Genomic DNA, 10305 nt, shown 5'->3' with positions numbered 1-10305 from the left:
WTAAAAAATTTAAAGCAAAATCATAATCTTACACAAAATTAGTTTTCAAATTGTCATATTGATGATTTTTTTTATTTCATCAAGAGTTTTCGACAAAATTAAAGATAAAAAGGATATGCAAAATAAAATTCTATGCTATAATTACTTATGTCATTACAATAGTTACATTTGAAATTGGTCAGGACCGGAAGGTAGCAGCCATAAGACTAAGGACTATGTGTAATGACATTTTTTATGATAAGGGTGAATTTATGACAGATACTACATTAATTTTCAATAAATTATATAAGTTATCACAATGAGCATATAAGAAAAAACATGTTCCAATTTCTGCATTAGTTGTTGACCAAAATGGTAAAATTATTGCCATTGGATATAATAAAACAACAAAAAATTCAGTAACAACACACGCTGAGATTTATGCTTTAAATCAAGCATGTCGAAAAAAACGAACAAATAAAATTAGTGATTGTTCAATATGAGTTACTGTTGAACCATGTATGATGTGCCTAGGAGCAATAATTAATTCAGGAATTAAAGTTATTAATTATTATTTATCAAATGAAAAATATGGTTTTTTAAAGTCTAATCATACTTTTGATATTTCAAAATTAAAAGTTCAACATGTTAGAAAACATGAGGAAAATATGATTTTAAAAGATTTAATGAAGAAATTTTTTGAACAATTAAGATAGAATATTTGTAATTAAAGGAGTAAAATAAAGTTATTATAACAATAATATTGGACGGGAGCATAAAAAATGGATTATATTTCTTTATATCGTAAATATCGACCAAATAATTTTGATAAAATTGTTGGACAAATTGAAATTAGAAAAGCTTTAAAAAATGCAATTATAAATAATACATTTTCGCATGCATATTTATTTTCAGGACCACATGGGACAGGGAAAACTTCGATTGCAAAAATATTTGCAAAAGCAATTAATTGTGTTAATTTAGATAAAGGAAATCCGTGTAATGAATGTGCTAGTTGTCAGGAAATAAACCGCGCCGGAGCAGTTGATGTATTTGAAATTGATGCTGCTTCAAATAATGGTGTTGATGAAATTCGAGAAATTAGAAATAACGTTCAGTTACTTCCTACGATGACAAAATATAAAGTTTATATTATTGATGAAATTCATATGTTAACTAATTCAGCTTTTAATGCATTATTAAAAACATTAGAAGAGCCACCACAACATGTTGTTTTTATTTTAGCAACAACTGAAAGTCATAAGATTCCTGCAACAATTATTTCACGTTGTCAACAATATAATTTTCGTAAGATCTCAAAAGTTGAATTAGAAAATAATATTATTAATATTTTACAAAAAGAGGAAATTAAATATGATTTGGCTGCGATTAAAGAAATTGCTCTTTTGGCTGATGGTAGTGCTCGCGATTCATTAAGTATTTTAGAACAAGTAATTATGTTTTCTGATCGAAATGTTACCTTAGAAAATGTAAATATTATTTTTGCAACAATTTCAAAAACCATTAAATTAAAATTATTAAAAGATATTTTAGAATATAAAACAACAGAAGTTTTAATGGCTAGTAAAAAAATTTATCAAGCAGGTTCTGATTTTGAAATTTTAACATTAAATTTATTAGATATTTTAAAAGAAATTTTTGAGTTTAAACAAACGAATAATTCAATTTTTTTAAATTTATTATCAGAAGAACAAGCAAAAGAATTTGCTGAACAATTAAGTTCAAAAGAATTAATTATGTTACTTGATTTGTTTACTGAAGCAGCAAGCAAAATGCGAAATAGTAAAACACAAGAAATGTATTTTGAATTAATTTTATTAAAAGCTTTAGCAATTTTTGAAAATAATACTAAGAATTTACAGAATTTAAAATTAAGTGATTTAGTGATTTTAGAGCATACAGAGGAAAGAGAAATTAATCATGATAAAATAGAACAAATTTCTAAAAATATAGAAATAATAGAAAATAATTATGAAAAAGATCAAGTGATACCATTAAAAAACAATGATGAAATAATTCATTTAAAAGAACCGAAATTACCTAATAACCAACCATTATTTCATAATTTTTCATTATTTAATGATGAAGAACATAATGATAGTTCTTTTAGTAACATAGAACCACAACAAGATAAAATAATATTAGATAAAAATGATCTTCAAACTAATTTTGAACAAACAAAGGAAAAAGAAAGTTTTCAGTCAGTTGGATCAGAGCAAATTTCTTATGGAAAAGAATTAGAAGGCATAACTGACTTACAAAAATATCATGACGATATGAAAAATAAAGTTAATATCTATGAATTTTCTAATATTAATTATTCTAATAATCAAATTTTTAATATTTTAATTAAAGCTAGTAAAGAAAAGCGAGAAAAATTTAAAAATAAATTTATGGAATTAATTAACGAAAAAGGTAAAGTAGTTCAATTAGATAAATTAATTAGTTTCTATGATGTTAAATATGCGGCTGCATCAGAACAAGGACTGATTATTGTAACTAATACAAAACCAGAAGCAAATTGAATTAGTTTTGAAATGTGTAATTGAGAATTTCGCAATAAGATTTTCCAAGCATTTGATTTTGATTTTATTATTATTGCCTTAAGTGAAACTGAGTGAACTAGTGTTCGCAATGATTATGTTAAAATTAGACAAGCAAATAAATTACCAAAACCAACATTAATTGATGTTGAAGAGTTTTACCAAAATTTATTAGTTAAACAAATTGATAACTATGAAGAACATAAAGATGTTCTTGAAACTGGTAAACAAATTTTTGATAACATTAAGATAGTAGAATAATTGATTGGAGATTTGAAATGAACTATGAAGAATTAATTATGGAATTAAAAACTATTTTAGGTGTTGGTAAAAAGACTGCGGAAAGGATTTTTAATAAATTAATTATTAAACCATCATTATTGGAATCATTAGAGCATGTTTTTAATGAAATCAAAAATAATTATCATCAATGCTCAATTTGTTCAACATTAATGCAAAATAATGTTTGTTTGTTTTGCCATAATAATTTACGTAAACAAACAAAGCTTTGTGTTGTTAGCAATTTTTTTGATATGTAAATTGTAAATGCAAATGTAGCACTTTTTATATGAATGAAAACCTTATTTTTAAGCTTAATAGTTATTTTAGTAATTAATTAACTAAAATAAGCCATAAAATAAAAGATATTTTTGCTTTAATTTTTATAAAAAATCTTTACAAATTTAAAAAGCTTGATTTTACAGTTTATAAAGTGCTACACTTCATAGTACAATTTACAATATTATAAAAATTGAAGCAACAAAAGTTTTTAATGGAGTTTATCATGTTTTAAATGGTGAAATTAATGTAAAAAATGGCATTACACCAGATAAATTAACTTTTTCTGCGTTAGAATCCCGAATGAATGATAAAATTATAAAAGAAGTGATTATTGCTGTTGGTGCTACTTTTGAAGGAGAAGTAACAGCTCAATACTTAAAAACATTTTTGCAACCTTTTAATATAAAAATATCACGTTTAGCCCAAGGGATACCAATTGGTGGTTCCTTAGATTATATTGATGAGGTAACATTAAGACAAGCTTTAGAGGGACGTAAAGATGTTTAAGAACAGGGAGTGTAATGATGCTATTTATAACATTAGAAGGAATTGATGGTTCTGGGAAAACAACGATTTCAAAATTATTAAAAGAAAAATTACGGTCAGAAGGATATCAAGTTGTTTTAACACGAGAACCAGGGGGCAATGAAATTGCTGAGCAAATTAGAAATGTTATTTTAAGTAAACATAATTTAGGAATGGACCCATGAACAGAAGTTTTATTATATATTGCTGCTCGTAGGCAACATGTTGTTGAAGATATTTTGCCGGCGTTAAAACGAGGAGAAATTGTAATTTGTGATCGTTTTATGGATTCTACTTCAGCATATCAAGGATATGCTCGTGGATTAGGAATTCGAACATTAGATGAAGTACAATCCATTGTTTTGGGCACAACAAAGCCAGATTTAACTCTTTTTTTTGATATTGAACCAACAATGGCAAGTGAAAGAATGAAAGTTCGAAATGAGGTTGAAATGAACCGTCTTGATTTAGAAAAAAATTCGTTTCACAAGAAGGTATATGAAGGGTATCAAGTTTTAATTAGTGAAAATGCAGATCGCATTAAAGTTATTGATTCTAGTAAACCAGTGAATGAAGTATTAGAACAAGTATATTATTATGTTGATGAAATTATTCAAAAAATAAAGGACAAAGAAAATGGATAATTTATTTACAAAAAATGATGTTGAGAAAATGACACTATTTAAAAATTTAATTTTAAAAAATAATTTATCAAATCAACTTTTGATTTCTTGCAATAATAAAGTTAAATTAGAAAAATTTACAACAGAAGTTATTAGATTTTTATTGTGTTTAAAAAAACAAAGAGCAGATTGTGAATGTGATATTTGTCACCGCATTAATAATAAAACTTATTATGATTTAAAAATTAAAGGTGATTTTGAAACAACAATCAAAAAAGAAGCAATTCAAGAAATTATTCAAACCTTTAATTATTCTGCGTTAGAACAAACAGGAATAAAAGTATATGTTATTAATGGTATTGATTTATTAACATTAGAAGCGGCTAATTCATTATTAAAATTTTTAGAAGAGCCTAGTAAAAATACATACGCTTTTTTGTTAACAACTAATAAAACAAATGTTATTGATACTATTAAATCACGTTGTTTAAATATTATTTTAGAAAATATAACTGATTTATTAGAAGTTGATGATTTTAAAAATGAATTTATTTCTACCTTTTTTAACAATTTTGCAAGTAACTCGACAAATAACTTTATTCCTATTCGTCAGTTAAATAATTATGATAGTGTTGAATGCCGCCAATTTTTTTTAGCAATTGCTAATGTTTTAAAAAAGAAAGAATGAGAAAAATATCAAATTACAAATCAAGATTTAATTCAAAAACTAAATCATAAAAATAGCAAGTTAATTGAAATTTGTTATACTATTGCCAATTTATTATTGGAAAATTTAAATAAAGAATTAATTTTAGAAAAGGGATTGATTGATTGATATAACGAGGTGTAAAGTGAAAGTTTTAAATGATTTATTAGATTATGAGGGAATTAAAATTAACCAACGAACTGATATGTTTAATTTTTCATTGGATACAGTCCTACGGGCTCGTTTTGCAACATTAAATACAAAAATAAAAAATATTTTAGATATTGGTACTAATAATGCGGCAATTCCGTTAATTTTATCAACTTTAACTTCAGCACCAATTACTGGCATTGAATTGCAAAAAGAAGCTGTACAATTAGCAGAGGAAAATGTTGCATTAAATCATAAAATTGAACAGATTAAAATTATTCATAATGATATTAATTAATATGTTAAAACTAATGCTAATGTTAAATATGATTTAATTGTCTGCAATCCGCCGTTTTTTAAAATTGATGGAGCAAAATTAAATGAAAAAAATAAATTATTAATTCCAGCACGCCATGAGACAGATGTCACATTAGAAGAGATTATTTTTGCTGCTAAGAAATTAGTTGCAAATCGAGGGTATTTTACGATTATTCATCGTACAACAAGATTATTAGAAATTATTGCATTATTAATTAAGTGTGGTTTTAATATTAAGCGACTACAATTTATTCATCCTTTTGTAGAAAGTGAAGCAAATAATGTTTTAATTGAAGCTTGTTTTCAAAGTGGGGCAGGCCTTATTGTTGAAAAACCAATCATTGTTCATAATAAGAATTATCATTATACAGAACAAGTTTTAAAATTATTTCGAAAATAGGTGATAGAAATGGAAACTAAACTTTTAAAACAGAATGAAAAATATGTTATCGGGGTGTCTGGTGGTCCGGATAGTATGTTTTTACTTGACAATATTTATAATAATTCAGAGTTAGATATTAATAATTTCATTGTATGTTTGGTAAATTACCAGAAGCGAAAAGATAGTGACTATGATGAACAAATTGTTGTTGAATATTGCCAAAAACGAAATATTAAGGTCTATGTAAAAAAAGTGACAGCGAAAGACTGTGAACAGTATCAGACTAATTCTCATAATTTTCAAGCAGTTGCTCGTAGCATACGATATGATTTTTTTTTACAAATTAGTGAAAAATATTGTTGCCAGGGTGTTTTAATTGCCCATAATTTGACTGATCATATTGAAACATATATTTTGCAAAAACAACGAAATGGGATTGTTGAATATTATGGTCTAAATAAAACTAGTTATTATTATTCTCAATTGTTTAACAAAAAACTAAAAATATTGCGGATTATGTTAGAAATATCAAGAGAAGAAATTATTGAATATTTATTTCATCAGCAAATTAATTATGCAATTGATTCAACTAATATCTTAGCGATTTATAATCGAAATATTATTCGTAATGAAATTCAGGATATTAATTTACAAGATATGTTATTAGAAATTGAGGAAAAAAATAAGGAAAATGAACAATTAAAGTTAGTTGCAAAAAATTATTTGATTGAAAATTTTGGGCAAATTAATGTTACTAGTTTTAATGCTCTTAATAATATTCAGTTGCAAAAAATTATTATTTTTAATTATTTTAAAATTAATAAGGTTGTTTATTTAATTAGGAATAAAAAAAGAAAGTTTTTAGATGAAATAATTAAGGAATTAAAAAGTTTAAAACCAAATATTATTCTTAAAATTAATTCAAGATATTCTTTAATTAAATCATATGATAATGTTGAAATTGTTAATAATAAACTTTTAGAATTAACAACAATTCAAATAACATCAACAACTGGATTACCAATAAAATGAAAAGAAAATATTATTAATTGGGGAACTAAAAATAAGTATGATTTTATGATAGCAGCAGCACAATGACCAATCACAATTACCAACGATTTATCTTTGCTAAGAAATGCAATGATTAATAAGATGCGTTTAAATCGTTGATTTATCAAAAATAAAGTACCGCTTTTAGCACGAAAAAGTTATTTTGTATTAGATAAGGATAATAACCTTATTTATGCGAATAATTTAGTTGATTTAAAAATTAATAAATTTATTAATAATACTTTAGCAGAAAAATACAATTTATTTTTTTTATGATAGAATAGTCTAGAATTGGTTCATTGTTTCAAATGACCGAAAAAGATTAATTTTAAAAGTCTTAATAGAAAGGAAACAGTTATGAATAAAAAAAGAATGTGATTTGCAATTATAAGTTCGTTAATTTTTATTGGTTTGATTATTTTAACAATTGTATTATGAATAAAATCAGATATTACAAAAATTAGCGAAGGAGATATGCAAAAAATTGGTAATACTCAAAATTATAACAATCAAAATATTGATGAAATTACTATTAAGGCTAATGTTGGTAAAAATACTGTAGTTATAGAAGGAGTAATTCGATATTCTGAGGGTGGTGTTATCAAAACTGTTCGCTATAGTTCGGAATGAAACCGTGAAGGTTTTAGAGCTTATACTTACAAGGACAAAATACCAACAAATACATGAGATGAAAATTTTAAAAATAAATTAAAAGGTGGTCTTGTTTCAGTTGACCGTGAGTTTGTTCCAATGTGACAAGCGATGTTAATACAATTAGTACCATGATTATTAATAATGGGAATCGCCGTCTTTATGATTGCTCGTTTATCAAAAATGTCTGGTGGGATGTCAGGTGCTAATCCCTTTTCAATGGGGAAAAATAAAGCACGTCAAATTCAATCCACTGTTAAATTTTCTGATGTTGCAGGAATTAATGAAGAAAAAACAGAGTTAGTTGAGGTAGTTGATTATTTAAAGAATCCACAGAAATATTCAAGTATGGGTGCTCGTGCTCCAAAAGGAGTTCTAATGGAAGGACCACCAGGTACAGGAAAAACTTTATTAGCAAAAGCTGTTGCTGGAGAAGCTGGTGTTCCATTCTTTTCAATTTCAGGTTCTGAATTTGAAGAAATGTTTGTTGGAGTTGGTGCTTCAAGAATTCGTGAAATGTTTATTGCAGCTAAAAAAGCTGCACCATGTATCATTTTTATTGATGAAATTGATGCTGTTGGTCGAAAAAGAACTGTTTCAATTGGGAGTGGTGCTAATGAACAAACATTGAACCAATTATTAGTTGAAATGGATGGTTTTGGAACTAATACGGGAGTTATTGTTATGGCAGCAACAAACCGAGTTGATGTATTAGACACTGCCTTATTAAGACCGGGGCGTTTTGACCGCCAGATTCAAATTTCATTACCAGATATTAATGAACGAGAAGCAATTTTAAAATTACATGCTCGAAATAAAGCAGTTTCAACAGAGGTTGATTTTAGACGAATCGCGGAAAGAACACCAGGATTTTCTGGAGCTCAATTAGAGAATGTTTTAAATGAAGCAGCAATTTTATGTGTTCGTAAGAATTTAAAAATTATTACTGTTAATATTATTGATGAAGCGATTGATCGTGTTGTTGGGGGACCAGCAAAAGAATCACGTAAATATTCAGTAATGGATAAAGATATTGTTTCTTATCATGAAGCTGGTCATGCTCTAATTGGTTTACGTTTAGAAGCAGCTAGCAAAGTTCAAAAAGTTACTATTATTCCACGTGGACAAGCAGGTGGTTATACAATTATGACACCAAAAGAAGAAACAATGTTTCATAGTAAAGAGAACTTATATGCGACAATTACTGGTTATTTAGGTGGGCGTGCATCAGAAGAGATTATTTTTGGAAAAACAAAAATAACAACAGGAGCACATGATGATTTAGAAAAAGCAACTAATATTGCACGTCATATGGTTACTGAATATGGAATGAGTTCTTTAGGATTAGTTCAATTTGAATCACCAAAAGATGAATATACTGCAACAAGAAAACGTTATTCAGAAGATATTGCGGCTAAAATTGATACTGAAGTTCGTAAAATTTTAGATGATTGTTATGTAACAGCAAAAGCATTAATTTCTGAAAATCGTAGTTTATTAAATTTAATTGCTGAAAGTTTAAAAATATTAGAAACAATTACGGCAGAACAAATTGAATATATTGATAAATATCATAAATTACCTGATGAAGTAATTCATGAAAAAGAACGTGCAGCAAAGCATAAAGAAAAAGAAGCAAAAGGTGAAATTTTAGAAGTTAAACCAAAAGAACGAAAAAAAGATCACCCAGAAGATGATAAAAATAATGATCCAAATAAGAAGTAGACTAATTAAGCCTACTTTTTGTTTTACTTTTAACGATGATTATACTATAATTGCAAAGGAAAGAAATTTATAAAGGAGTTTAAAGGAATGGACAAAATAACGAAAGCAATTAGTAATGTTCATAATGTTAAAATGACAGTTGTTGATGCAACTGAATCATTAAACGATATTATTAAATTACATGCAACTAATCCGCTTGCAACAATTGTGTTGTCAAGAGTTGTTCTAGCCACTATTTTAATTGGTAGTGATATGAAAAATGCAACTGATAAAATGACAAGTATTATTAATGGAAATGGTCCAATTGGAACGATTATGGCAGAATATACTGGTCATAAAGTACGAGGATTTTGTGCTAATCCACAATTTGATGTTGATGAAATTGATCGTGAACATAATGTTATTTCCCAAGTAGTTGGTACAAATGGTTATTTACGCGTAATGAAAGATTTAGGAATGAAAGAAAGTTTCTCAGGTCAAATTCAATTAATTTCTGGTGAAATTAATTTAGATTTTACTTATTATTTAGCACAAAGTGAACAAATTAAATCAGTTATTGCATGTTCAATTAAAATGAATGAAGATAATACAATTGCAAAAGCAGTTGGTTTTTTCGCACAGTTGTTACCAGAACATAAAGAAGAAGATATTGACTATTTAGAAGAAAAAATTGAAAATTTAGAAAACATTAGTCATAAATTAATTGCTGAAGATAATTTAATTAATATTTTTAAACTCATTGATCAAAATGCCAAAGTGTTAGAAGTTGATGAAATTAAATTTGAATGTAGTTGCTCATACGAAAAAGCTTTAGAATCAGCAAAATTATTAGGTGATGAGCAACTTAATGAAATTTTAATAAATAATGGTGAAATTGAAATTGCATGTGATTTTTGCCGCAAAAAATATCATATTAGAGCAAGTGATTTAAAAAGTTTACTTAAAGAATAAGGGCAAGATATCTCTTTAATTTTGTCGAAAACTCTTGATATTTATAAAATATACCTAAAATTAGGTATATTTTTAATATATGGAGGTAAATAATTAATGAGAAAAATAATTACAGAATTA

At 26.3% G+C, this 10305-nt stretch carries 11 protein-coding genes and 1 other RNA gene; 11 read left to right on the top strand and 1 reads right to left on the bottom strand.

The window, feature by feature from the left end:
- Positions 1-144 precede the first annotated feature (144 nt).
- From ffs to EHV01_RS01450, 8 genes are all read left to right on the top strand, one after another.
- Positions 145-235, top strand: an RNA gene (ffs, locus tag EHV01_RS01485) — signal recognition particle sRNA small type.
- A 16-nt stretch (positions 236-251) separates the two neighbouring features.
- Positions 252-695 (top strand): deaminase, encoded by a 444-nt coding sequence (locus EHV01_RS01480; protein WP_400248252.1) that lies wholly within the window; start codon positions 252-254, stop codon positions 693-695.
- 66 nt (positions 696-761) lie between these two features.
- Complete coding sequence (gene dnaX / locus EHV01_RS01475) at positions 762-2804, top strand: DNA polymerase III subunit gamma/tau (RefSeq protein WP_422065899.1); 2043 nt, start codon at positions 762-764, stop codon at positions 2802-2804.
- A 17-nt stretch (positions 2805-2821) separates the two neighbouring features.
- Positions 2822-3082, top strand: coding sequence for a hypothetical protein (locus EHV01_RS01470; protein ID WP_422065898.1), 261 nt, complete (start codon positions 2822-2824; stop codon positions 3080-3082).
- A 193-nt stretch (positions 3083-3275) separates the two neighbouring features.
- Positions 3276-3611, top strand: coding sequence for a toprim domain-containing protein (locus EHV01_RS01465; RefSeq protein WP_422065900.1), 336 nt, complete (start codon positions 3276-3278; stop codon positions 3609-3611).
- Between the two features lie 17 nt (positions 3612-3628).
- Positions 3629-4273: a dTMP kinase gene (gene tmk, locus EHV01_RS01460; protein ID WP_422065897.1), complete on the top strand. Its 645-nt coding sequence runs from the start codon at positions 3629-3631 to the stop codon at positions 4271-4273.
- The gene (locus EHV01_RS01455; RefSeq protein WP_422065896.1) at positions 4266-5102 is read left to right on the top strand and encodes a DNA polymerase III subunit delta'; all 837 of its coding nucleotides are present in this window, start codon (positions 4266-4268) and stop codon (positions 5100-5102) included. Before tmk ends, EHV01_RS01455 begins: the two co-directional genes overlap by 8 nt.
- A gap of 1 nt (position 5103) precedes the next feature.
- Positions 5104-5406: a 50S ribosomal protein L11 methyltransferase gene (locus EHV01_RS01450; protein ID WP_422065895.1), complete on the top strand. Its 303-nt coding sequence runs from the start codon at positions 5104-5106 to the stop codon at positions 5404-5406.
- On the opposite strand, the gene EHV01_RS01445 is transcribed toward EHV01_RS01450, so the two are convergent.
- Positions 5403-5768: a hypothetical protein gene (locus EHV01_RS01445; protein ID WP_422065894.1), complete on the bottom strand. Its 366-nt coding sequence runs from the start codon at positions 5766-5768 to the stop codon at positions 5403-5405. The genes EHV01_RS01450 and EHV01_RS01445 overlap by 4 nt on opposite strands.
- A 67-nt stretch (positions 5769-5835) precedes the next feature.
- Between EHV01_RS01445 and tilS the strand changes: the two genes are divergently transcribed.
- The 3 genes from tilS to EHV01_RS01430 all read left to right on the top strand — a co-directional run bounded on the left by tilS (position 5836) and on the right by EHV01_RS01430 (position 10185).
- A complete protein-coding gene (gene tilS, locus EHV01_RS01440) occupies positions 5836-7137 on the top strand; it encodes a tRNA lysidine(34) synthetase TilS (RefSeq protein WP_422065893.1) in 1302 nt (433 codons plus the stop codon).
- A 78-nt stretch (positions 7138-7215) separates the two neighbouring features.
- A complete protein-coding gene (gene ftsH / locus EHV01_RS01435) occupies positions 7216-9234 on the top strand; it encodes an ATP-dependent zinc metalloprotease FtsH (RefSeq protein ID WP_422065892.1) in 2019 nt (672 codons plus the stop codon).
- An 87-nt stretch (positions 9235-9321) separates the two neighbouring features.
- Positions 9322-10185 (top strand): Hsp33 family molecular chaperone HslO, encoded by an 864-nt coding sequence (locus EHV01_RS01430; protein WP_422065891.1) that lies wholly within the window; start codon positions 9322-9324, stop codon positions 10183-10185.
- Positions 10186-10305 lie beyond the last annotated feature (120 nt).

The organism is Spiroplasma sp. hy2, assembly GCF_044714365.1.
GTDB classification, from domain to species: domain Bacteria; phylum Bacillota_I; class Bacilli_A; order Mycoplasmatales; family Mycoplasmataceae; genus Spiroplasma; species Spiroplasma phoeniceum.
This window is presented reverse-complemented; position numbering and strand designations above follow the sequence as displayed.